The organism is Agromyces cerinus subsp. cerinus, from assembly GCF_900142065.1.
GTDB classification, from domain to species: Bacteria; Actinomycetota; Actinomycetes; order Actinomycetales; family Microbacteriaceae; genus Agromyces; species Agromyces cerinus.
The window spans coordinates 69,753-92,837 of record NZ_FSRJ01000001.1; the positions used below are offsets into that span (position 1 = coordinate 69,753).

The window sequence follows — 23,085 nt, forward strand, 5'->3', positions numbered from 1 at the left end:
GCCGCATGAACGACCCACGCGAGACCATCGACCTGCACGACGCCGGCTCCATGCGGGCGCTCGCGCACCCCATGCGGCTGCGCATCCTCGGCCTGCTGCGCGTCGAGGGCCCGAGCACGGTGGGCGCCCTCGCCGAACGCACCGGCGAGGCGCCGGGTTCGGCGAGCTATCACATCGCGACCCTCGCCAAGCACGGCTTCGTGGTCGAGGCGCCCGAGCTCGCTCGCGACAAGCGCGAGCGATGGTGGCGGGCCGCGCACCTCATCACGAGCTGGCGCTCCGAGGAGTTCCTGGGGGACCCGGAGGCCCACGCGGCATCCGATGCCATGCGGCGCGTGGTGCTCGACTCCTACCATCGCGAACTGCTCGAGGCGATCGACGCCGAGGCCGAGCTCGAGCCCGAGTGGGTCGCCGCCTCCGACTCGAGCGACGGCGCCGCGCGCCTCACGATCGACGAGTTCCGCGAGCTGAACGCCGAGCTCGACGCGGTGCGCGAGAAATGGTGGGGCGTCGGCCGCGAGCCGCGCCCCGGCACCCGTGCCGTGCGCTGGATGACCCACACCTTCCCGAGGCCCGAGCGATGACCAACGACACCACCGCCGCTGCGACGGCGGAGACGTCGACGACGGATGCCCGCCGCCGCCGCACCCCGCTCGTCGCGCTCTTCGCCGCGCAGCTCTTCTCGCTCTCGGGCAACGCGATCGCCCTCATCGCGATCCCGATCATCGCGCTCACCGAGACCGGCTCCCCGCTCGCGGCCGGTGTCGCGGGGGTGTTCGCGACCGTGCCGCTCGTCATCGGCGGCGCGCTCGGGGGAGTGCTCGTCGACCGCTTCGGCTACCGCACGTCCTCGATCGTCGCCGACATCGCGAGCGGCGTCACCGTGCTCGCGATCCCGGTGCTCGCGGCGACCGTGGGGCTGCACTTCGGGGTGCTGCTCGCCCTCGTCTTCCTCGGCGGCCTGCTCGACGCGCCCGGCGACACGGCGAAGACCGTGCTCATGCCCGACCTCGCCGCGCTCGCCCGGGTGCCGCTCGCTCGTGCTGCCGGCGCCCAGTCGACCGTGCAGCGCACCGCCACGATGATCGGCGCCGGCGTCGCCGGCGCCCTCGTGGCGCTCGCCGGCCCGATGCCGGCGCTCGTCGTCGACGCCGCGGGCTTCGCGGTGTCGGCGCTGCTCATCGTGTGCTTCGTGCCGCGGCGAGCCGCGGCATCCCCACGGCCGGCTCACGACGGCGCCGATGGCGACACGCCCGTGCAGGGCGGGTTCGTCGCCGGCATCCGCTTCATCGCCGGCGCACCGCTGCTGCGCTCGATCGTGCTGCTCGTGACCCTCACGAACGCGATCGACGCGGCGGGCATGACCGTGCTGAAGCCGGTGTACGCCACGCAGGTGCTCGGGGATCCCGCGGTGCTGGGCTTCATGGTCGGATGCTTCGCGGCCGGCGCCCTCACCGGGTCGGCGCTCTTCGCCGCCGCGGGCCATCGCTACTCGGGCCGCGTCGTCTTCGCCCTGTGCTTCGTGCTGGCCGGCACACCGCCGTATCTCGCGATGGCGCTCGGCGCGCCGGTGCCGGTGCTGCTGCCGATCCTCGTGTTCTCGGGCCTCGCGGCCGGAGCGCTCAACCCCATGATGGCGACCGCGATGTACGGGCTCGTGCCCGACGGCATGCGCGCCCGCGTCTTCGGCGCGATGACCGCGGGTGTCGCGGCCTCGATGCCGCTCGGCGCCTTCCTCGGAGGCCTCTCGGTGGAGCGATTCGGCCTCGCGCCGACGCTGCTCGGCTGCGCGATCGTCTACCTCGTGCTCGGTTCGAGCCCCCTCTACCTGCGCTCGTTCTCGGGGCTCGCTGCGGCACGCACCCCTACGGGGGTACGGGGTACGAATGGCTCACCCGGGTGATGTGATCGCGGGCATCGTGTTCGTACGCTCGCTGCACGGTCGACATCGGCCGGTGAAGCACACCCCCGAAACGTTCGTCTGAGTTCCATTCGCACCTTCGGACGACGAGATGAGCACGCATGAGCCTGCAGGTCGTAGAACGCCCCGATGGTGCACTGGGCACCATGTCGCCCGTCATCCTCACGGCGGGCCGCCGACGCGAGGGCGTGGATCCGGCGCAGAGCGGGTTCGCGCAGCTCTCCCGCCAGATCAAGGCCGAGGGCCTGCTCGACCGCTTCGTGGGCTTCTACGTGCGCAAGGCCGTCTTCTGGACCGTCGTGCTCGGCGCCGTCATCGCGGCATCCGTCATGATCGGCGACTCGTGGTGGCAGCTCGTCGTCGCAGCTGCGCTCGGCGTGATCTTCACCCAGTTCGCCTTCATGGCGCACGAGGCCTCGCACCGCCAGGTCTTCCGCTCCGGGCCGGCCAACGACTGGGCGGGCCTCATCCTCGCCAACTTCGTCGTCGGCATCAGCTACAGCTGGTGGATGAACAAGCACACGCGTCACCACGGCAACCCGAACGTGATCGGTCGCGACCCCGACATCGTGAAGGACACGATCTCCTTCCTCGAAGAGGACGCCGCGGAGAGCCGCGGGCTCGTGCGCATGATCACGCGCAAGCAGGGCTACCTGTTCTTCCCGCTGCTGCTGCTCGAGGGCATCAACCTCCACGTGCACGGCATCCGCCACGTGCTCGGCAAGGGCACCGTCAAGCGACGCGGCCTCGAGATCACGCTCATCGCGGTTCGCCTCATCGGCACCGTCGCACTCGTCTTCTGGGCCTTCCCGCCGCTCCTGGCCGCCGTCTTCCTGTTCGTGCAGCTCGGCGTGTTCGGCGTCTACATGGGCGCCTCGTTCGCCCCGAACCACAAGGGCATGCCGCTCATCCCGCGCGGCATGCGCGTCGACTTCCTCGAGCGCCAGGTGCTCACCAGCCGCAACATCCGCGGCGGGAAGTTCATGGACTCGTTCATGGGCGGCCTGAACTACCAGATCGAGCACCACCTGTTCCCGAGCATGGCGCGCCCCGCGCTCGCCCGCACGCAGCAGATCGTGCGCGAGTACTGCCGCGAGAACGACGTGCGCTACACCGAGACGGGGCTCGTCGAGTCGTACGCGATCGTCATCGCGTACCTCAACCGGGTCGGGCTCGCGGCACGCGACCCCTTCGACTGCCCGATGATCAACTCGTACCGCCGGCGCGACTGACGCGGCCCTCGCCCGTGCTCGCGCAGGAGCGGGCGCAGCATACGCCGGCGACTCAGCGAGTCGCCGGCGTCAGCGCGCGTTCCGTGCGCAGTCGATGCAGAGCTCGGCCGTCGGCCGTGCTTCGAGGCGCGGCACGGTGATGCGCTTGCCGCAGTTGCTGCAGAAGCCGTAGCTGCCGTCGTCGATGCGCGCCAGCGCGTGATCGATGTCGGCGAGCTCGGCGCGAGCGTCGGCGAGCACCGCGGTGCGCTGCGACCACTCCTGCGTCATCGTCGGCCCCTCGGGGTCGTGTTCGTCATCGGCGGAAGCGCCCGACCTCGCGGCCCGCACCTCGCTCATGACGTCGCCGAATTCGGCGAACCTGCCCTCCGCATCGGCCCGCTCCTGCAGGAGTTTCGCCCGGAACCGATCGAGCTGTGCCGGTGTCATCGTCGACGTCATGACGCCCCCTTCCGATTCCCGCATGGTACGCCCCCGACATCCGGCCGTGGTGTCGGACGCGGCAACTACGATTGATGCGTGGTCACCGCCCTGTATCGCCGCTACCGGCCAGAGACGTTCGCCGAGATGATCGGCCAGTCCCAGGTGACGGAGCCGCTCATGACGGCGCTCCGCACCGATCGTGTCAATCACGCCTACCTGTTCAGCGGCCCTCGCGGCTGCGGCAAGACGACGTCGGCGCGCATCCTCGCGCGCTGCCTGAACTGCGCAGAGGGCCCGACGGATGTCCCGTGCGGCGTCTGCCCCAGTTGCGTCGAGCTCGCTCGGGGCGGCGGCGGGTCGCTCGACGTCGTCGAGATCGACGCCGCGAGCCACAACGGCGTCGACGACGCGCGCGACCTGCGCGAGCGCGCCGTGTTCGCCCCGGCGCGCGACCGGTTCAAGATCTTCATCCTCGACGAGGCCCACATGGTCACGCCGCAGGGCTTCAACGCGCTGCTGAAGCTCGTCGAAGAACCGCCCGAGCACATCAAGTTCATCTTCGCGACGACCGAGCCCGACAAGGTGCTCGGCACCATCCGCTCGCGCACGCACCACTACCCGTTCCGCCTCGTGCCGCCCGGGCCGATGCTCGAGTACGTGCAGCAGCTCTGCACCGAAGAGGGCGTCGAGGTCGCGCCAGGCGTGCTGCCGCTCGTCGTGCGCGCCGGCGGCGGGTCGCCGCGAGACACGCTCTCGCTCCTCGACCAGCTCATCGCCGGATCCGACGGCCCGACGATCGACTACGAGCGGGCCGTCGCGCTGCTCGGCTACACCCACGGCGCCCTGCTCGACGAGGTCGTCGACGCGATCGGCGCTGGCGATGCGGCGGGGGCGTTCGCCGCGGCCGACCGGGTCGTGCAGACCGGGCAAGACCCCCGCCGCTTCGTCGAAGACCTGCTCGAGCGGCTTCGCGACCTCATCGTCGTCGCGGCCTCCTCGCCAGAGACGGCCGCCGCGGTGCTCCGCGGAGTGCCCGAAGACGAGCTCGCCCGCATGGCGGCCCAGGCCGCCGCCTTCGGCCAGGCCGAGCTCTCTCGGGTCGCCGACCTCGTCAACCAGACGCTCACCGAGATGACGGGCGCCACCTCGCCGCGCCTGCACCTCGAGCTCATGCTCGCGCGGGTGCTCGTGCCCGCGGCCGACGACACCGAGCGGGGTGCGCTCGTGCGCGTCGAGCGGCTCGAGCGCCGGGTCGGCGTTGCCGACGCAGCAGGGTCGCTTCCGGCTGCATCCGACTCGCGCCCGGTCGCCCGAAACGAGCCGGCTGCTCCGGCAGCCCGGGTTGCGGCCGAGCGCGTCGCGACTCCGGTGACGGTTTCGCCGTCGGCGACCGCTGCGCCGGTCGAGGCGGCGCCTGCGGCGGCGCCTGCACCCGCGGCTGCATCCCGACCCGAGACCGCGTCGCCCGCGGCCCCCGAGGTCGCGGCTCCCGAGGCCGCGGCGCCCGCTGCATCGCCCGCGAAACCCGTCGGACCGGTGACGCTCCAGCAGGTCCGCGACGCGTGGCCCGAGGTGCTCTCGTCGCTCCAGCGCACCAAGCGCAGCGCGTGGATGGTGGCCTTTACCGCGCAGGTGCGCGACTTCCGCGACGATGACGTGCTCGTGCTCACGTTCCCGAGCGAGCACGACGTCGCGGGCTTCCGCGGTGGCGCACCCGGTCAGAGCGTCAGCGAGCTGCTGCGCGGTGCGATCGTCGAGGTGCTCGGCGTGCGGGTGAAGTTCGTCGCGCGCGTCGACGGCCAGGGCGGCTCGCCGAACGCTGCGGCCCCGGCGCCGTCGACCCCGCCCGCGCCGGCCGAGCCGCAGGCTCCGGTCGAGCCGCGCGGGTCCTCTGCCGATGCCAAGTCCGAATCATCGACGGCTCGACCGCCGTCGCCCGCATCGGACGCGGCCGCGACTGCGCGGCCCTCATCCTCGGCGCCCGCGGCGCCCGCCCGCGCCGAGGCGACGGCTGCACCGGCTGCTCCCACTGGGCCGGTGGACTCGTGGGCGACCGTGGCGATCCCACGCGACCCGGTCGCCGACGCCGGTTTCGAATCGGCGCCGTCCGGCACCGGCACGGCGACCGCCGTGATCGAGCGGCCGCAGGCGGCGGCGTCCCCGGTGCAGGCCACTGCCGCACCGGAGGCCGCGCCGGCGACATCCGCTCGCGTCGATGTCGCCCCGCCGCCCGACGACGCCGATGCGCCGCCCGAAGACGAGGAGCCGCCCTTCGACCCCGGGCCCGAGCCCGAGCTGATCGTCGAGGCATCCGCGCCTGCGGCCGTCGCACCGGCGGAGGCTCCCGCGCCGGCCCGCACGCCCAAGCGCACGGGCCGCCCGCTGTCGACGGCGGCGGGCCACGACGGCGGCATCCAGCGATACGGCGAGGCCGTCGTGCGCGAGGTGCTCGGTGCGACCTTCCTCGAAGAGGTCGAAGCACCGCAGCGGCCCGGCTTCGGAGAGCGTGGCTGATCGTGTACGAAGGCATCGTCCAAGAACTGATCGACGAGCTCGGTCGCCTGCCCGGCATCGGGCCCAAGTCGGCCCAGCGCATCGCGTTCCACATCGTGCAGACCGAGCACTTCGACGTCAGCAGGCTCGCCGAGATCCTCATGCAGATCCGCGACAAGGTGCGGTTCTGCGAGATCTGCGGCAACGTCTCCGAAGAAGCCACGTGCGGCATCTGCCGCGACCCGCGACGCGATCCTGCCCTCATCTGCGTGGTCGAAGAGGCCAAAGACGTCGTCGCCATCGAGCGCACCCGTGAGTTCCGCGGGCTCTATCACGTGCTCGGCGGCGCGATCAGCCCGATCGACGGCATCGGCCCCGACGAGCTGCGCATCCGCCAGCTCATGCAGCGGCTCGCCGACGCGACCGTGACCGAGGTCATCATCGCCACCGACCCGAACCTCGAGGGCGAGGCGACCGCGACCTACCTCAGTCGGCTGCTCTCCACGCTCGAGATCCGCGTCACGCGCCTCGCCTCGGGCCTGCCGGTCGGCGGCGACCTCGAGTACGCCGACGAGGTGACGCTCGGGCGCGCATTCGAGGGTCGGCGCGTCGTCGGCTGACGCCCGCCGGCGCCGCCGCTGCCCTTGACGCTCCACTCGCACACGGCTAGAACGGAGCCATGGCGAGCAGAGGTGCCGAATGGGTCGCGGGATACGTCGCGGCGTGGGAGTCGAACGATCCGGCCGAGATCGGAGCGCTCTTCACCGATGACGCCCGCTACCTCACGAGTCCCGACTCCGAGCCGCGCATCGGCCGCAACGCGATCGTCACGGGCTGGCTCGCCGACCTCGACGAGAAGGGGAGCTGGGCGTTCGACTGGCGCATCGTGCATGAGGACGACGGCTTCGTCGTCATCCAAGGGCGCACGAACTACCCGGCGGAACGCGACTACCTGAACCTCTGGATCGTGCGCCTGGCCGAAGACGGCCGAGCCACCGAGTTCACCGAGTGGTACATGCCGCGCTCGCACAAGGGCTGAGCCGCTATCGCAGCACCTCGACGAGCACCACCCAGGCCATCAGCAGTGCGGCGATGATGCTGAGCACCGCGCCGACCGCCATCGCGACGAGTCCCGCCTCCACCACGCCCGCGACGACGAGCACGGCGCCGCCGAGGAAGGCGACGATCGGCAGCACCCCGGCGATGCTCTTCAACACCCGGTCGAGCGGTGAGACGCGGTCCTCCCGCATGACCACCCGGATCGCATGCACCTGGAAGACACCGGCGAGCACGGCTGCCGCGAGCACTTCGATGCCGTACGCCACGATGGGCTGGCCGGGCACGAGCCCGAACGCGCCGGCGGTGATCGCCAGCACGAGCGCCGCGATCGATGCGGCCGCACGGGGCGGCAGCGTCGCCGACTTCATGATCTCGCCGATGTTCACCGACATCGCCACGATGAGGAGACCGGCGAGGGCGGCGGTGGCGCCCACCATCGCGACGTTGAACTCGGTCCAAGCCTCGAGTGCCTCCGACATGGGAACACGCTACCGCCGCCCGGCGGAGCGTCACATAGCCGGGCGCGCATGCGGGCCCGCCGTATGATGGTGCTTCCGGCGCCGGCCACCCGAGCGGCAGCCAGCAAACCACCCCTGGGAGACCACGTGAGCTTGATCGTGCAGAAGTTCGGCGGGTCGTCCGTCGCCGACGCGGAGAGCATCAAGCGGGTCGCCAAGCGCATCGTCGAGACCCGCAAGGCCGGCAACGACGTCGTCGTGGCGGTCTCCGCGATGGGCGATTCGACCGATGAGCTGCTCGACCTGGCGAACGAGGTCACGCCGCTTCCCGCGCCGCGCGAGCTCGACATGCTGCTCTCGGCGGGCGAGCGCATCTCGATGGCGCTGCTCGCGATGGCGATCAAGGGCATGGGCCACGAGGCACGCTCGTTCACGGGCAGCCAGGCCGGCATGATCACGGATGCCACGCACGGCGCCGCCCGCATCGTCGACGTCACCCCGGTGCGCCTGCGCGAAGCGCTCGACGACGGCGCGATCGTCATCGTCGCCGGCTTCCAGGGCTTCAACCGCGACACCCGCGACATCACGACGCTCGGCCGCGGCGGCAGCGACACGACCGCCGTCGCGCTCGCGGCCGCGCTCGACGCGGACGTCTGCGAGATCTACACCGACGTCGACGGCGTCTTCACCTCCGACCCGCGGATCGTGAAGAAGGCCCGCAAGCTCGACAGGATCACGAGCGAGGAGATGCTCGAGCTCGCGGCATCCGGAGCCAAGGTCCTGCACATCCGCGCAGTGGAATACGCACGCCGTCACGGCGTGACCCTGCACGTGCGCTCGTCGTTCAACAACAGCGAGGGGACCATCGTCTACGACCCCGCGCGCCTTCCCGAAGGAGAAGCTGTGGAAGAGTCCGTCATCGCAGGTGTCGCGGTCGACCTGACCGAGGCCAAGATCACCGTCGTCGGCGTGCCCGACAAGCCGGGCGTCGCCGCGAAGATCTTCAAGATCGTCGCCGGCACGAACGCGAACGTCGACATGATCGTGCAGAACGTCTCAGCAGCCTCGACGGGCCGCACCGACATCTCGTTCACGCTCCCGAAGTCCGACGGCGAGCGTGCGCTCACGGCCCTCGCGGGCGCGCAGGAGGCCATCGGCTTCCTCTCGCTGCAGTACGACGACCAGATCGGCAAGCTCTCGCTCGTCGGCGCCGCGATGCGCTCGGCCGCGGGCGTCTCCGCCCGCCTCTTCGAGGCGCTGTACACGGCCGGCATCAACATCGAGATGATCTCGACCAGCGAGATCCGCATCTCGGTCGTCACTCGTGCCGACAGCGTGCACGCAGCCGCGCGCGCCGTGCACTCGGCGTTCGAGCTCGACGGCGACGACGACGCGGTCGTGCACGGCGGCACCGGGCGCTGATCGCCTGACTGCAGGTCGAGCGGATGCGGCATCCGCCCGATCATCGAAATCCTCGCGGATCCCGGGGCAAATCCTGCCAAGGTTCCGCGAACCGCCGGGCGGCGCCGCCCGGGCTGGGACAATGGAAGAACGCTTCCCGGCGGCCGAGCGGCTGCCGGGTGATGGAGGAGTGCACGTGGGCAACACCAACGGAGTGAACATCGGCGTCGTCGGCGCCACCGGTCAGGTCGGCGCGGTCGTGCGGCGCCTGCTCGAGGAGCGCGACTTCCCGGTCGCCTCCATCCGCTACTTCGCCTCGGCCCGTTCCGCCGGAACGACGCTGCCGTGGAAGGGCGAGCAGATCGTGGTCGAAGACGCCTCGACGGCCGACCCGAGCGGTCTCGACCTCGCGATCTTCTCCGCCGGCGCCACGCTCTCGAAGGCACAGGCGCCGCGCTTCGCCGCCGCCGGTGTCACCGTGATCGACAACTCGAGCGGCTGGCGCATGGACCCCGAGGTTCCGCTCGTCGTCAGCGAGGTGAACCCGCACGCGATCGACCAGGCCGTGAAGGGCATCATCGCCAACCCCAACTGCACCACGATGGCCGCGATGCCCGTGCTGAAGGTGCTGCACGACGAGGCCGGCCTCGAGCGCCTCATCGTGAGCACCTACCAGGCGGTCTCGGGCGCCGGGCTCGCGGGCGGCGAGGAGCTGCTCGAGCAGACCCGCGCCGCCGTCGCGCAGGACGCGATCGGCCTCGTGCAAGACGGTTCGGCGGTCGAGTTCCCCGCGGCCGAGAAGTTCCCCCGCACGATCGCGTTCGACGTGATCCCGCTCGCCGGCTCGATCGTCGACGACGGCGACCTCGAGACCGACGAGGAGAAGAAGCTCCGCAACGAGAGCCGCAAGATCCTCGAGCTGCCCGGCCTCCGTGTCGCGGGCACCTGCGTGCGCGTGCCCGTGTTCACCGGCCACTCGCTCTCGCTGCACGTCGAGTTCGCGAACGAGATCACGCCCGAGCGCGCGACCGAGCTGCTCGCCGCGGCTCCGGGCGTCGAGCTCTCCGACGTGCCCACGCCGCTGCAGGCGGCCGGCACCGACCCGAGCTACGTCGGCCGGATCCGGCAAGACCAGTCGGCGCCCGAGGGCAAGGGCCTCGTGCTCTTCGTCTCGAACGACAACCTGCGCAAGGGCGCGGCGCTGAACGCCGTGCAGATCGCCGAGCTCGTCGCCGCGAAGCTGCCGGCCGCGGTCTAGCACCCAGCACGACGGATGCCCCGTGGCCGATCGGCCACGGGGCATCCGCTGTTCTCGGGGTTTCTCAGCCCTGGGGGATCGCGGCGACGACGTCGATCTCGACGAGGATGTTCGCGAGGCGCGAGCCCACCGTGGTGCGCACCGGGTAGGGCTCGGTGAAGAACTCGGCGTAGGCCGCGTTGTACTCGGCGAAGTCGGCCAGGTCTTCGAGGTGGGCGGTGACCTTCACGACGTCGTCGAACGACAGGTCGTATTCGGCGAGCACGGCGCCGATGTTGCGCAGCACCTGGCGGGTCTGCTCGGCGGCGCCGCCGGGCACGACCTCGCCCGTGGCCGGATCCTGCGGGCCGAAGCCGGCGGTGTAGAGGAAGCCGTTGGCGACGACCCCGTGGCTGTAGGGGCCCGCGGGCTTCGGCGCGTTCGAGAGGGTGACGGCGATCTTGGACATGGTTCCTCCGCTGTGGTGATCGGTCGTGGTCGTGGTCGTGGTCGGTGGCGAGCGTGCGGACTCAGCCGAGTTCGCGGGCGATGGCGTCGGCGGTCTCGCGCATCGCGGGCAGGTGCGCCCGCAACCGGTCGAGGTCGGCGACCATGCGGATCGCGGTGACCGAGAGCGCGCCGACGATGCCGAGCGAGCTGCGGATCGGCACGGCGATGCAGTTGACGAAGTCCTCGAACTCGCGGTCGTCGGTCGCCCAGCCGCGGGAGCGCACGAGGGCGAGCTCCCGGTCGAGCCGCTCGCGGGTGGTGATGGTCAGCTCGGTGTAGCGCTCCCAGGTGATCCCGGCGAGCACCGCGTCGCGGCCGGCACTGTCGAGGTCGGCGAGGATCGCCTTGCCGACGGCCGAGCAGTTGGGGATGACCGCGCGGCCGATGCGGGAGTACATGCGCACCCCGGACTCGTCTTCGGCCTTGTCGACGTAGACGATCGAGCGGTCCATGAGCGCGGCGAGGTGCACGGTGTTGCCCGTGCGGCGCTGCAGGCGGCGCACATGCTCGGCGCCGGCCTCGCGCAGGTCGAGCGAGTCCAACGCCTCCTTCGACAGGGCGGCGAGCCGGGCGCCGAGCGTGTAGCGACCGGATGCCCGGCGGCGCACCCAGCCGACCTCTTCGAGCGACTGCAGCTCGCGGAACATCGTCGACCGGTGCAGCTCGAAGGCCTCGGCGAGCTCGGCGACCGTGCGCGGGTCGGCCGCGATCGCGTCGATGATGCGGGCCGCGCGTTTCACGCTCTGCGACATGTCAGGCCTCCTCGAGTGCCGCGGTGTCGACCGCCGCGACGTCGGTCGTGATGCCGCCGCGACGGATGCCGCGGCCGGGCGTCGCCCCGGTGAGTGCGCCTCCCGCGAGCACGGGCACGCCGGCGACCAGCACGTCGTCGATGCCGACGGCGAGCCCGAGCGGTTCCACGTAGCTCGCGGTCGCGCGTACGGCATCGGGGTCGACGAGCACGAGGTCGGCGACGAAGCCCTCGCGCACCGCGCCGCGGTCGCCGAGCCCGAACCGGGCCGCCGCGCGTGAGGAGACGAGCGCCGCGGCATCCGCCCAGCCGAGCGCGGCCTGCTCGCGCACGAGCATCGCGAGGTATCGGGAGAACGAGCCGCGCGCCCGCGGGTGCGGGTGGCGGCCGATGAAGATGCCGTCGGAACCGCCGATGGCCGCCCGGTGCGAGAGGATCTCCGCGAGCCCGGCATCGCTGCGCTCGCGTTGCACGGCCATCACGACGTTGACCTCGAGTCGCGAGGCCACGAGCACGTCGAGGGCGAAGTCGATCGCGTCGATCGACGTGCCCGAGCGACCGGATGCCTCGGCAGCCCCCTGTGCGATCGTGAGGCCGTGCGCCCAGTCGTAGTCGGGCGCCGCGACATGGGCGAGCGTGAGCATCGACGGCCACTCGGGGCCGAGGCCCGCGGAGCGCGTGATGGTCGGGAACCACTCCCGGCGGAGTCGCGCACGCGCCGCGGGGTCGGCGAGTTCGGCGACGACCTCGGACCCGGGCCGCACGGTCAGCGAGGCGGGCAGGATCGGCATCGCGAGGATCGAGCAGCCACGCGTGTACGGGTAGGCGTCGAAGGTCGCATCGACGCCGTCGCGCTCGAGCTCGGCGAGCAGCTCCCGCACGAGGTGCGGTTCGGCGTGGAAGTGCGAGACGTGGATCCGCGCCCCCGTCTCGCGGGCGATCGCGGCCATCTCAGCGATGCCCGCGGCCGAGTTCGCCTCGTAGCCGCCGCGCATGTGCGAGACGTAGACGGCTCCCGCATCGGCGACGGGCCCGGCGAGGGCGGCGAGCTCGGCGGTGTCGGCGAAGATGCCGGGCACGTAGTCGAGGCCCGTCGAGAGCCCGAGCGCGCCGTCGGCGAGGCCGTCGGCCACGAGCACCCGCATGCGGTCGAGCTCGTCGGGCGAGGCGGCATCCGTCGACCGGCCCGAGACCACGAAGCGCACCGTGCCCGCGGGCACGAGCACGCCGGCGTTCACGGCCGTGGTGCCGTCGTAGGCGGCGAGCAGTGCGGCGATCCCGCCGCCGCGGTAGCTCGGGTGCCCTCCGTTGATCGCGGCGAAGTACTCGGTGGCGTAGGCGCCGTCGCCCGGGGCGTACGAGACGCCGTCCTGGCCGCCGATGACGGTCGTGACTCCCTGGCGCAGCAGCGCGAGCTGCACGTCGGGGTCGAAGAGCGCGCCGTCGGCGTGCGAGTGGGCGTCGACGAAGCCGGGCATGAGCAGCCGGCCACGGCCGTCGATGACGTGGGCGTGGGCGGCGTCGCGGGCGTCGTCGGACGTCGCGGGACCGATGCGTGCGATGCGCTCGCCGTCGACGACCACGTCGGATGCGCCGGCGCCGGCACCGGCGGCATCGACGACGATCGCGTTCCTGATGAGGATCGACACCGAGGACTCCTAGAAGAACGTGCGCACGAGTGCGACCACGCGGTCGGAACCACCGCCCTCGACGACCGGGATGAGGCGCCACTTGTCGAACGCGGTGCACGGGTGCGAGAGGCCGAGCGAGACGACCTCGCCGATGGCGAGTTCGAGCGGGCCGTCGGCGCGGAGATAGGCGTGCTGGTCGTTGAGGGCGGTGACGGATGCCCCGGCGAGCGGCCGCTCGGCGGCACCGGGCGCCTCGGCGACGCCGAAGGGCACGGGCAGGCCCTCGTCGTAGGGGAAGTCGCGCTTGCCGCCGTCGAGCAGCGCGAGGCCGGGCTCGGGGTGCGAGACGACGCGGGCGTAGCCGCGCATCGCGGGGGCGAGTTCGCCGTCGATCGGCGAGATGCCGTGGTAGAAGCCGTCGTCGTGCAGGAGCGAGGCGCCCGAGCGGAGGATCCAGCGGGTGCTCCCCGCCGTCGCACCTGCTGCAACGGTTGCCGCGGCTTCCGCGGCGATCGCCGGGGCGAACGCCTCGGCGACGAGTTCCAGGTACGCGCTGCCGCCGGCCGTGACGATGAGCTCGCCCTCGGCGAGGCCGCGCACGACCTCGTGCACCTCGAGCATCTCGGCGAGATAGCCCCGCACGGCATCGAGCACCGCGGGCGAGCGATCGTGGCCGAGGCTGCCCTCGTAGCCGGCCGTGCCCGCGAGCCGGAGCACGGGCGAGGCGGCGACGCGCTCGGCGACGCGCACGGCCTCGGCAACGCCGCGAGCGCCCGTGCGACCACCGGCCCCGCCGAGCTCGACGAGGACGTCGATCGGGCGGGGGAGTGCGAGGCCCGCGAGGCCGCGTTCCATCGCCTCGACGGTCTCGACCGAGTCGACCCACGAGCGGAACGCGACGGCGGAGTCGGCGAGTTCACCGGCGACGAACGCGAGGGCGGCCGGCGCGACGAGCGTGTTCGCGAGCATGATCGAGGCGACGCCGAACGAGCGGGCCGTGCGCACCTGCCCCGGGGTCGCGAGGGTGAGTCCGGTGGCGCCCGCGTCGAGCTGGAGCTGCCAGAGGGCCGGGGCCATGGTGGTCTTGCCGTGCGGCATGAGTTCGAGTCCGCGATCGGCGCACCAGCCCTGGATCACCGAGGCGTTGCGTGCGAGCGCCCGCTCGTCGAGCGCGAGGAGCGGCGTCCAGAACTCGGCGAGCGCCGGCCCGGTCGCGAGGAACTCGCGCACCGTGAGGCCGTCGGCGCGGGCGGGCAGGCCCTTGTCTGCTGCGCTCAGCCGCTCGTCGGCGAGTGCTGCGAGTCGCGTGTGCTGCGGCATCCGGAGCCCCTCTCGTGTTGCAGATGCTGCAACGCGTTTGCGCCGAATCTGCACACCCGACAGCATAGGGGCGTGCCTGACATTCCGCTGCCCGAAGTCGTCGCCCTCGGCGAGACCATGGCGCTCGTCGCCCCCGTGTTCGCCGAACCGCTCGAGACGGCCGACGAGTTCCGCGTCGACTCGGCCGGCGCCGAGGCGAACGTCGTCGCCCACCTCGCGGCCCTCGGTCGTCGCGCCGCGTGGGCGGGGCGACTGGGCGACGATGCGCTCGGTCGGCGCGTCGCGGGGCACCTGCGCGACCGAGGCGTCGACCTGCGCTGGGTCGAGACCGACGACGGGGCGCCGACAGGCGTCTACTTCAAGGATCCGGGTCGAGGCGTGCAGTACTACCGGGCAGGGTCGGCGGCTTCGCGCATGACGCCGTCCTTCCTCGACGCGCTCCCGCTCGACACGGCACGGGTCGTGCACGTCAGCGGGATCACGCCGGCGCTCTCCGCGAGCTGCGACGCGCTCGTCGACGCACTCCTGGGCCGGGTCGCCGCCGCGCCCGCGATGCTGAGCTTCGACGTCAACCACCGGAGCGCGCTCTGGCCCGCAGGGGTCGCGGCCGGTCGCCTGCTCGAGCTCGCCGCCCGCGCCGACCTCGTCTTCGTGGGGCTCGACGAGGCCGAGGCGCTCTGGGGCACTGCGACGCCCGACGCCATGCGGGCGCTGCTGCCCGAGCCCGCGCTCCTCGTCGTGAAGGACGGCGCGATCGGTGCCACCGAGTTCCGCGGCGGTGCGGATTCCGGGTCGACCCACGTTCCGGCGCTGTCCGTCGAGGTGGTCGAGGCCGTCGGGGCCGGCGACGCCTTCGCGGCCGGGTACCTCGCGTCGCTCCTCGCCGGCGGCGACCCGAGTGATCGACTCGCCGCCGGACATGCCCGAGCCGTCACGGTGCTCGGCGGCACCGCAGACTTCCCCCTTGCCGAACCCACCACGAGGAGCACCCGATGACCGCCATCAGCAACGCCGAGTTCGACGCGATCTTCGAGGGGCAGCCGCTCATGGCGATCTTCCGGGGCATGGGCGCCGAGCGGAGCCTCGAGCTCGCCGAGCTCGCCTGGGGCCTCGGCATCGACGTGATCGAACTGCCGATCCAGACCGAGGCCGACCTCGAGGCGCTGCGCGCCGTCGCCGCTGCCGGGCGCGCTGCCGGCCGGATCGTCGGGGCGGGCACCGTCGTGTCGGTGCGGCATGTCGAGCTCGCGGCTTCCGCCGGCGCGGCCTTCACTGTGAGCCCGGGCTTCGATCCGGTGGTCTCGCGTGCCTCGGCGCAGGCGGGGTTGCCGCCGATGCCGGGCGTCGCGACCGCGACCGAGGTGCAGGCCGCGATGGCCTCGGGCCTCACCTGGCTGAAGGCGTTCCCGGCGTCGCTCCTCGGGCCCGCGTGGTTCCAGGCGATGGCCGCCCCGTTCCCCGGTGCCCGCTTCGTCGCCACCGGCGGCATGGATGCCTCGAACGCGGGAGCGTTCCTCGCGCGTGGTGTGCGCGCCGTCGCCGTCGGCTCGGCGCTCGAGGACCCGGCGCAGTTGCCGGCGCTCGCCGCCCTGCTCGCCGAGTAGCCGGGTCTTCGAACGATCCCGAGCGCGGTGCCGACCTGGTCGGCACCGCGCTTTCGTCGTCTCCTCCCCGGAAACGTGTGGGAAACGCGGCCGCAACAGAAACTGAATGACTTGTTTCCAGTTACTATCTTTTCTGTTAGGGTCGCTTCCAGTAACGCGTGAGCACCGAGATCCTGCACGCGGCACTGCGCACCACCTTCCACGCAACGAAGCACGAGAGGAATGCCGGAGATGACTCGAACCAAACGCTCCTTCGCGGTGGCACTCGCCGCCGGAGCGGCCGCGATCGCCCTGGGGATGACCGGATGCACGCCGTCGGCAGGAGGAACCGGCGACGATGCCTCGGTCCTCCGCGTCTGGGCGGGCAGCGCCACCCCGATCAACAACAACTTCAACCCGTTCGCCGTCGACACGGCCGTGCATGCGACCTTCGGCGTGATCTACGAACCGCTGTTCTTCTTCAACCAGCTCTCGGCGGATGCGCCGGTCGGCCTCGTCGGCGACAGCTACGAGTACAGCGAGGACGGGCGCACGCTCACCGTCACGATCAAGCCCGACCTCAAATGGAGCGATGGCGAGGACCTCACGGCCGACGATGTCGCGTTCACCTTCGGGTACGGTTCGAACAAGTCCGAGCAGTTCGTCTCGGCCGAGGCGACCGACGCCACCACCGTCGTGCTCACCTACACCGAGCCGCAGTTCACGAGCGCCTCGCTCACGCTCGGTTCGACGTACATCATCCCCGAGCACATCTGGGCCGACATCGACGACTTCATGGCCGAGACGAACCCCGAGCCCGTCGGCTCCGGTCCGTACGTGCTGAAGAGCTTCTCCGATGCTGCCTACACGGTCGAGGCCAACGAACTCTTCCGCGACGGCGCTCCCGCCGTGACCGAGGTGCAGTACCTCGGCCTGGACTCGAACCAGTCGTCGCAGGACCTGCTGACGACCGGCAAGATCGACTGGGTCGGCCAGTTCATCGCGAACCCCGACGCCGTCACGGGCGAGGGCGACATCACGACGCTGAACCTCCAGCAGGACCCGACGACGATCACGACGTGCGCGAACGCCGACCTCGGGTGCGAGGGCGCGCAGACCGACCCGGCCGTGCGCCAGGCGATCAACGTCGCGATCGACCGGGCCACGATCGCCGACAAGGCGTTCGCCGGACTGGCGGGCGAGTCCTCGCCGTCGTTCACCCTGCAGCCGCGCGACGAGCAGTGGCTGAGCGACCCCGAGCTCGCCACGAGCCCCCAGGAGGCGAACGCCGCAGAGGCGGGTGCGATCCTCGAGGCCGCCGGCTACACGAAGGACGCCGACGGCTTCTACGGCAAGGGCGGCACGGCCTTCGAGATCGACCTGTTCTCGCCCGACGGCTGGACCGACTACAACGACGCCGCGAAGCTCATCTCCGAGCAGGCGGCCGAGGCGGGCATCCGCATCAACGCCCGCACCGTCTCCGATGCCGAGTACTGGACGCCGATCCAGTCGGGCGACTTCCAGATGGCGCTCTACGGACTCACGCAGAGCCTCGTCGCCGACCCGTACTCGAACTACCACGAGTACTTCGCCGGCACCTCGACCGCGAAGGTCGGCGAGACCCCGCTCGTCGGTCAGAACTACGCGCGCTACTCGAACCCCGCCGTCGACGCGGCCGTGCTCGCGGCCGGTGCGACGCAGGACGTCGCCACGAAGCAGGCGGCCTACGCGACCATCCAGGCCGAGATCGCGCGCGACCTCCCGTACATCCCAGTGGTGCTGAACGCCTCGCAGTCGTTCTTCAACACCGAGAAGTTCAGCGGATGGCCGAGCGAGGGCGACCTGTACGCCGCACCGTTGCCGTACCTCGCGGTGGCCAACGCGGTCGTGCTCTCGCACCTCACCCCGGCGAAGTAGGCCGCCGGTCCCATGGAACGAACCCTTCCGAACTCGAGGACGGCAGCGGCATGAGCTTCTACCTTCGGCGGGTCGCCTTCTACCTGGTGACCCTCTGGGCGGCGATCTCGCTCAACTTCCTGCTCCCGCGGCTCCTCCCGGGCGACCCCGCCGCCATCATGCTCGGCAAGCTCCGGCGTGCCAGCGGCGGGCGCCCGCTCTCCGAGGAGACGATCGAGGCCATCACCTCGATCCTCGGCGCAGGGAAGGACATGTCCCTCTGGGACCAGTACGTGGCGTACTGGGGCCGGTTGCTTCAGGGAGACCTCGGCGTCTCCTCCACGAGGTATCCGGCCTCGGTCGCCGATCTCATCGCGGCGGCCCTGCCGTGGACGATCATCCTGGTCGGCGTCGCGACCGTCATCTCCTTCGTGCTCGGCATCATCGTCGGCGCATGGGTGGGATGGCGGCGAGGCACCGCGCTCGACCACCTGGTGCCGGTCACCACGGTCTTCCAATCCATCCCGTACTTCTGGCTCGCCCTCGTGCTCGTCGCGGTGTTCTCGGTGCAGTTGGGCTGGTTCCCGATCGTCGGCGGGTACGACGTCTTCGAGTTCCCGGCCGGCCCCGAGCTCAGCTGGGCGTTCGTCGGCAGCGCGATCTACCACGCCATCCTCCCGGCGATCACGATCGTGCTCTCCTCGGTCGGCGGCTGGCTCCTCGGCATGCGCAACATGATGGTGTCGACGATGTCGGAGGACTACGTCGTCACCGCCGAGGCGAAGGGGCTCACCCCGCGACGGGTGCGCACGAAGTACGCCTCGCGCAACGCCGCCATCCCGAGCCTCGCCGGTTTCGGCATCGCCCTCGGCTTCGTCGTCGCCGGCTCCATCGTCATGGAGCAGGTGTTCAGCTATCCGGGCATCGGCAAGCTCATGATCCAGGCCGTGCAGGGCCTCGACTACGCGCTCATGCAGGGCGTCTTCCTCGTGATCACGCTCACCGTGCTCGCCGCCAACTTCTTCATGGACCTCATCTACGGCTTCATCGACCCGAGGGTGCGACACAATGGATGACTCCCAGCCCACCCTCGATCGCGCCGACGACGCCTACGCGACGGGCGACGACGCGCCGTTCCAGTCGCCCGTCTCCGCCGAGGCGGTGCGCGAGACGACCCGCGAGGCGACCGCCACCGCCGCGATCGCGGCCGCACGTGCGACGCGCGGCGGCCGGTTCCGGCACATCCTGCCGAGCCGCTCCGGCAAGCTCATCACCGGTGTCGTGATCGTCGGCCTCATCACGCTGTTCGGCATCTTCGGCCCGATGATCGCCCAGCCGCCCCGTGACTCGAGCAACGAGGCGCTGCAGCCGCCGTCGGCCGAGCACTGGCTCGGCACGACCAAGCTCGGCTACGACGTCTTCTCGCAGCTCGCCTGGGGCACGCAGGGCTCGCTCTTCATCGGCCTCGTCGCCGGACTCGTCGCCCTCTTCCTCGCCGTGGTCTTCGGCGTGTTCGCCGGCTACTTCGGCGGCGTGCTCGACGAGGTGCTCACGCTCTTCACGAACATCGTGCTCGTGATCCCGGGCCTGCCCGTCGTCATGGTGATCGCCGCCTACGTGCAGACCGCCGAGGGCCTCGGGCCGCTCGCCCGAAGCTCCCTCCTCGTCGCGCTCGTGCTCGGCATCACGGGCTGGGCGGGCTCCGCCGTGGTGCTGCGGGCCCAGGCGCGCTCACTGCGCACCCGCGAGTACGTCGCCGCAGCCCGGGTCGCGGGCGAGAAGCCCGGCCGCATCATCTTCGTCGAGATCCTTCCGAACCTCGTGCCGCTGCTCGCGGCCCAGTTCATCTTCGGCGTCATCTTCGCGGTGCTCGGCGAGGCGGGGCTCTCGTACCTCGGCCTCGGGCCGACCGGGTCGATCACGCTCGGCACGATGCTGAACGACGCCCAGACCGGCCAGGCGGTGGGCACGGGTGCCTGGTGGTGGTTCGTGCCTCCGGGCCTCATCATCGCCGCGCTCGGCGCCGGACTCTCCCTCATCAACTTCGCGATCGACGAGGTCGTGAACCCGAAGCTCAGGCTCGCGCCTGAGAACGCGAAGCGCCAGCGCAGGGCCGCGAAGGCCGGCAAGGGCGTCGCCGATACCGGAGCATTCGCATGAACGCCGACGCCAACGCCGTGAGCACCGCCGCCCTGGGCGAGCCCGTGCTCACCGCTCGGAACCTCTCGATCGAGTACGAGGTGGACCCGCCGGTGAAGGCCGTGCGCGGTGCGTCGATCACGCTGCACCGCGGTGAGATCCTCGGCCTCGCGGGGGAGTCCGGCTGCGGCAAGACCACCCTCGCCTACGGGCTCAATCGGCTGCTCAAGGCCCCGGCGCTCATGACCGGCGGCGAGGTCGTGTTCCACGATGCATCCGGTGACGACATCGACGTCGTCGGGCTCGACGGCGAGGCGCTGCGCAGGTTCCGTTGGAACAAGGTGTCGATGGTCTTCCAGGGCTCGATGAACTCGCTGAACCCCGTCATGAACGTGCGCAAGCAGCTGCACGACGTGTTCACGACCCATCGACCGGGCATGAAGCGCGCCGAGCGCGAGGCCAGGAGCGCCGAACTGCTGACCCTCGTCGGCGTCGATCCCACGCGACTCTCGAGCTTTCCGCACGAGCTGTCGGGCGGCATGCGCCAACGCGTCATGATCGCGATGGCGCTCGCCCTCGACCCGCAGGTCATGATCATGGACGAGCCGACCACGGCGCTCGACGTCGTCGTGCAGCGGGGCATCATCCGCGAGATCATGCGGCTGCGCGAGCGCCTCGGCTTCGCGGTGGTCTTCATCACGCACGACCTGCCGCTCCTGATCGAGATCAGCGATCGCATCGCGATCATGCTCGACGGCGAGATCATCGAGCAGGGCGATGCGGAGCAGATCTACCGGGCGCCGGGGCATCCGTACACCAGGCGGCTGCTCTCGAGCTTCCCGAGCCTGCGCGGCGATCGCGGCGACTTCATCCGCACCGGCGCGGCGGCGGGAGGTGCGGCATGAGCGGGCGGGCGACTGCGATCGAGGCCACGACCCTCGAGGCGCGCAACCTGGTCAAGGACTTCCGGCTGCGGAGCGGCACGAAGGTGCGCACCCTGCACGCGGTGAAGGATGTCTCGTTCACCCTCGAACCGGGTCGCACGATCGCCCTCGTGGGCGAGAGCGGCTCGGGCAAGTCGACGATCGCGCGCATGATGGCCAAGCTCGAGACGCCGTCGTCGGGCGAGGTGCTGCTCGACGGACGCGTGAGTGCGACCCGCGGCGGGGGCCTCGCCCGCTACCGGCGCGACGTGCAGATGGTCTTCCAGGACCCGTTCAGCTCGCTGAACCCGTTCCACCCGATCCTGCACCACCTCGAACGGCCGTTGCGCATCCACAACCCGCGGCTCTCGTCGCGGCAGATCCGCGAGCGGGCCGAGGAGCTCCTCGAACGCGTTCGCCTGTCACCGGCGGCGACGTTCGCCGATCGCCGTCCGCACGAGCTCTCGGGCGGTCAGCGGCAGCGCGTCGCGATCGCCCGTGCGCTCGCCCCCGGGTCGCGGTTCATCATCGCCGACGAGCCGGTGTCGATGCTCGACGTGTCGATCCGCCTCGGCGTGCTGAACCTGCTCGCCGAGCTGCAGCGGCAGGAGCACCTCGGCGTGCTCTACATCACGCACGACCTCGCGACCGCGCGGCACTTCTCCGACGAGATCCTGGTGATGTACCGCGGGGAGATCGTCGAACGCGGGCCGAGCGAGCAGGTGATCCTCGATCCTCGGCACGAGTACACGAAGACCCTGCTCGAGGCCGCGGCCGACCCGGATCGACTCGGGCGACTGCGCGACGATGTGCGGAACGGCGGGTGAGCCGCCAATCAGTAAAGATTCCTTGCAGATAGAGTGACCACCAACACGAAACGAGAGAGGCGGCCTGCCGTGAACCAGATCGACCCGGGCACCCCGACGTGGCTCGCGGCGCGCAACGACCGCACCGCCTTTCGGCTCCTCCTCGAACACGGTCCGCTCACACGGTCGCGTCTCGGCGAGCTCACCGGGCTCTCGAAGCCGACCGCATCGCAGATGCTCGCCCGGCTCGAGCGGGTCGGCCTCATCCGGCCGGTCGGCGAGCGGTCGGGCGGCCGCGGGCCGAACGCGATCACGTACGGTGTGCGCACCGATCGCATCACGGGCGTCGCGATCTCGATCCTCGACCGCGCCATCCAGGCGGTCGTGGTCGACGCCGTCGACCACGACCACCCGATCGTGCAGATCGCGACCGATGGGCACGAGCGTTCTCCCGAGGGCGACGTGCGCGCCGCCGTTCGGGCCGCCTGCGCGGAGGCCGGCATCGACGAGAGCACGGTCAGCCGCGTCGTGATCGGCGTGCAGGCCGCGTTCTTCGTCGACGGCGACGAGCTCTCGTTCACCGACACCCTGCCCGGGTGGCCGGAGGTCGGGTCGCGGGCTCGCATCGAGCAGGAGCTCGGCCTCCAGGTGACGATCGACAACGACGTCAACCTCGCGACGATGGCCGAGCGCTCGTCCGGCGCGGCGCAGCAGGCTGCGAGCTTCGCGCTGTTCTGGATCGGCGACGGTCTCGGCGTCGGACTCGACCTCGGCGGGGTGGTGCACCGCGGTGCCTCGGGCGGGGCCGGAGAGATCGGCTACCTCGCGGTGCCGAGAACGGCGGCTCCGCTCGCCCCCGCGGCGAACGACTTCACCGACCTGCTCGGCGGCCCGGCCGTCGCCCGCCTCATCGGCGGCGACGACGAGACGCTCGCCGAGGTGCTGCCCCGACTCGCCGCCGACGACGACGCCCTGTCGGCGCTCGCCGACCGGGTGATCCTCGCCGTCAACCCCCTGCTCGCGATCCTCGATCCCTCGATGATCGTGCTCGGCGGGCCCACGGGCACCGCCGGCGGTGCCCGCCTCGCCGAGCTCGTCGCGGAGCGCGTCGACCCGGCAGCGCACCCGAAGCTCGCGATGCGCACGAGCGGCACCGGCGCCCAGCCGGTGCTGCTCGGCGCGCGCCAGCAGCTCGTCGAGCAGATCCGCGACCACCTCGAGGCGGACATCTCGCTCGCCACCTGACTCGGCCGCAGAGAGCGGATGCCACGGGGCATCCGCCGCCCGGCCATCGACCCTTTC

22 protein-coding genes are annotated in these 23,085 nt (G+C 71.4%); 16 read left to right on the forward strand and 6 right to left on the reverse strand.

Annotated features, from left to right (window positions below; all coding sequences use genetic code 11):
* The first annotated feature begins 5 nt into the window (after positions 1 to 5).
* From BUR99_RS00340 to BUR99_RS00350, 3 genes are all read left to right on the forward strand, one after another.
* Positions 6 to 584, forward strand: a complete 579-nt coding sequence (locus BUR99_RS00340) for a winged helix-turn-helix domain-containing protein (RefSeq protein WP_159440925.1) — start codon at positions 6 to 8, stop codon at positions 582 to 584.
* A complete protein-coding gene (locus BUR99_RS00345; RefSeq protein WP_159440926.1) occupies positions 581 to 1,903 on the forward strand; it encodes an MFS transporter in 1,323 nt (440 codons plus the stop codon). Before BUR99_RS00340 ends, BUR99_RS00345 begins: the two co-directional genes overlap by 4 nt.
* Positions 1,904 to 2,067: 164 nt before the next feature.
* Complete coding sequence (locus tag BUR99_RS00350) at positions 2,068 to 3,153, forward strand: fatty acid desaturase family protein (protein WP_074258431.1); 1,086 nt, start codon at positions 2,068 to 2,070, stop codon at positions 3,151 to 3,153.
* Between the two features lie 69 nt (positions 3,154 to 3,222).
* Here the strand turns inward: BUR99_RS00350 and BUR99_RS00355 are convergent, their stop codons facing one another.
* Positions 3,223 to 3,594 (reverse strand): TraR/DksA family transcriptional regulator, encoded by a 372-nt coding sequence (locus BUR99_RS00355; RefSeq protein WP_074258432.1) that lies wholly within the window; start codon positions 3,592 to 3,594, stop codon positions 3,223 to 3,225.
* Between the two features lie 78 nt (positions 3,595 to 3,672).
* Between BUR99_RS00355 and BUR99_RS00360 the strand changes: the two genes are divergently transcribed.
* From BUR99_RS00360 to BUR99_RS00370, 3 genes are read left to right on the forward strand one after another with little or no spacing between them, the layout of a single operon-like run.
* Positions 3,673 to 6,090 (forward strand): DNA polymerase III subunit gamma and tau, encoded by a 2,418-nt coding sequence (locus BUR99_RS00360; RefSeq protein ID WP_074258433.1) that lies wholly within the window; start codon positions 3,673 to 3,675, stop codon positions 6,088 to 6,090.
* A 2-nt stretch (positions 6,091 to 6,092) separates the two neighbouring features.
* On the forward strand, positions 6,093 to 6,689 hold the full coding sequence (gene recR, locus BUR99_RS00365; RefSeq protein ID WP_074258434.1) for a recombination mediator RecR: 597 nt from the start codon (positions 6,093 to 6,095) through the stop codon (positions 6,687 to 6,689).
* 59 nt (positions 6,690 to 6,748) lie between these two features.
* Complete coding sequence (locus BUR99_RS00370; protein WP_074258435.1) at positions 6,749 to 7,108, forward strand: nuclear transport factor 2 family protein; 360 nt, start codon at positions 6,749 to 6,751, stop codon at positions 7,106 to 7,108.
* Positions 7,109 to 7,112: 4 nt separating this feature from the next.
* Here the strand turns inward: BUR99_RS00370 and BUR99_RS00375 are convergent, their stop codons facing one another.
* Positions 7,113 to 7,607: a hypothetical protein gene (locus BUR99_RS00375; protein ID WP_074258436.1), complete on the reverse strand. Its 495-nt coding sequence runs from the start codon at positions 7,605 to 7,607 to the stop codon at positions 7,113 to 7,115.
* A 126-nt stretch (positions 7,608 to 7,733) separates the two neighbouring features.
* Here BUR99_RS00375 and BUR99_RS00380 point away from each other — a divergent pair, with 126 nt between their 5' ends.
* The gene (locus BUR99_RS00380; protein ID WP_074258437.1) at positions 7,734 to 9,008 is read left to right on the forward strand and encodes an aspartate kinase; all 1,275 of its coding nucleotides are present in this window, start codon (positions 7,734 to 7,736) and stop codon (positions 9,006 to 9,008) included.
* A 175-nt stretch (positions 9,009 to 9,183) separates the two neighbouring features.
* A complete protein-coding gene (locus BUR99_RS00385) occupies positions 9,184 to 10,245 on the forward strand; it encodes an aspartate-semialdehyde dehydrogenase (protein ID WP_234980697.1) in 1,062 nt (353 codons plus the stop codon).
* 64 nt (positions 10,246 to 10,309) lie between these two features.
* Here BUR99_RS00385 and BUR99_RS00390 read toward each other — a convergent pair whose 3' ends face one another.
* The 4 genes from BUR99_RS00390 to BUR99_RS00405 all read right to left on the reverse strand — a co-directional run bounded on the left by BUR99_RS00390 (position 10,310) and on the right by BUR99_RS00405 (position 14,436).
* The gene (locus tag BUR99_RS00390; protein ID WP_074258439.1) at positions 10,310 to 10,693 is read right to left on the reverse strand and encodes a RidA family protein; all 384 of its coding nucleotides are present in this window, start codon (positions 10,691 to 10,693) and stop codon (positions 10,310 to 10,312) included.
* A gap of 61 nt (positions 10,694 to 10,754) precedes the next feature.
* Positions 10,755 to 11,486, reverse strand: a complete 732-nt coding sequence (locus tag BUR99_RS00395; protein WP_074258440.1) for an IclR family transcriptional regulator — start codon at positions 11,484 to 11,486, stop codon at positions 10,755 to 10,757.
* A 1-nt stretch (position 11,487) separates the two neighbouring features.
* Positions 11,488 to 13,134 (reverse strand): N-acyl-D-amino-acid deacylase family protein, encoded by a 1,647-nt coding sequence (locus BUR99_RS00400; protein WP_074258441.1) that lies wholly within the window; start codon positions 13,132 to 13,134, stop codon positions 11,488 to 11,490.
* Positions 13,135 to 13,143: 9 nt separating this feature from the next.
* On the reverse strand, positions 13,144 to 14,436 hold the full coding sequence (locus BUR99_RS00405) for a type III PLP-dependent enzyme domain-containing protein (RefSeq protein ID WP_074258442.1): 1,293 nt from the start codon (positions 14,434 to 14,436) through the stop codon (positions 13,144 to 13,146).
* 72 nt (positions 14,437 to 14,508) lie between these two features.
* Here BUR99_RS00405 and BUR99_RS00410 point away from each other — a divergent pair, with 72 nt between their 5' ends.
* From BUR99_RS00410 to BUR99_RS00445, 8 genes are all read left to right on the forward strand, one after another.
* Positions 14,509 to 15,432, forward strand: coding sequence for a sugar kinase (locus tag BUR99_RS00410; protein WP_234980698.1), 924 nt, complete (start codon positions 14,509 to 14,511; stop codon positions 15,430 to 15,432).
* Positions 15,429 to 16,040, forward strand: coding sequence for a bifunctional 4-hydroxy-2-oxoglutarate aldolase/2-dehydro-3-deoxy-phosphogluconate aldolase (locus BUR99_RS00415; RefSeq protein ID WP_074258443.1), 612 nt, complete (start codon positions 15,429 to 15,431; stop codon positions 16,038 to 16,040). Before BUR99_RS00410 ends, BUR99_RS00415 begins: the two co-directional genes overlap by 4 nt.
* Positions 16,041 to 16,271: 231 nt before the next feature.
* Positions 16,272 to 17,936, forward strand: a complete 1,665-nt coding sequence (locus BUR99_RS00420) for an ABC transporter substrate-binding protein (protein WP_074259368.1) — start codon at positions 16,272 to 16,274, stop codon at positions 17,934 to 17,936.
* A gap of 50 nt (positions 17,937 to 17,986) precedes the next feature.
* Positions 17,987 to 18,991, forward strand: a complete 1,005-nt coding sequence (locus BUR99_RS00425; protein WP_074258444.1) for an ABC transporter permease — start codon at positions 17,987 to 17,989, stop codon at positions 18,989 to 18,991.
* Positions 18,984 to 20,075: an ABC transporter permease gene (locus BUR99_RS00430; RefSeq protein ID WP_084183484.1), complete on the forward strand. Its 1,092-nt coding sequence runs from the start codon at positions 18,984 to 18,986 to the stop codon at positions 20,073 to 20,075. The genes BUR99_RS00425 and BUR99_RS00430 overlap by 8 nt, the downstream gene beginning before the upstream one ends.
* Positions 20,072 to 20,959 (forward strand): ABC transporter ATP-binding protein, encoded by an 888-nt coding sequence (locus BUR99_RS00435; protein ID WP_074258445.1) that lies wholly within the window; start codon positions 20,072 to 20,074, stop codon positions 20,957 to 20,959. Before BUR99_RS00430 ends, BUR99_RS00435 begins: the two co-directional genes overlap by 4 nt.
* Positions 20,956 to 21,804, forward strand: coding sequence for an ABC transporter ATP-binding protein (locus BUR99_RS00440; RefSeq protein WP_074258446.1), 849 nt, complete (start codon positions 20,956 to 20,958; stop codon positions 21,802 to 21,804). The genes BUR99_RS00435 and BUR99_RS00440 overlap by 4 nt, the downstream gene beginning before the upstream one ends.
* A gap of 69 nt (positions 21,805 to 21,873) precedes the next feature.
* Entirely contained in the window at positions 21,874 to 23,028 is a 1,155-nt protein-coding gene (locus BUR99_RS00445; RefSeq protein WP_074258447.1) for an ROK family transcriptional regulator, read from the forward strand.
* Positions 23,029 to 23,085 lie beyond the last annotated feature (57 nt).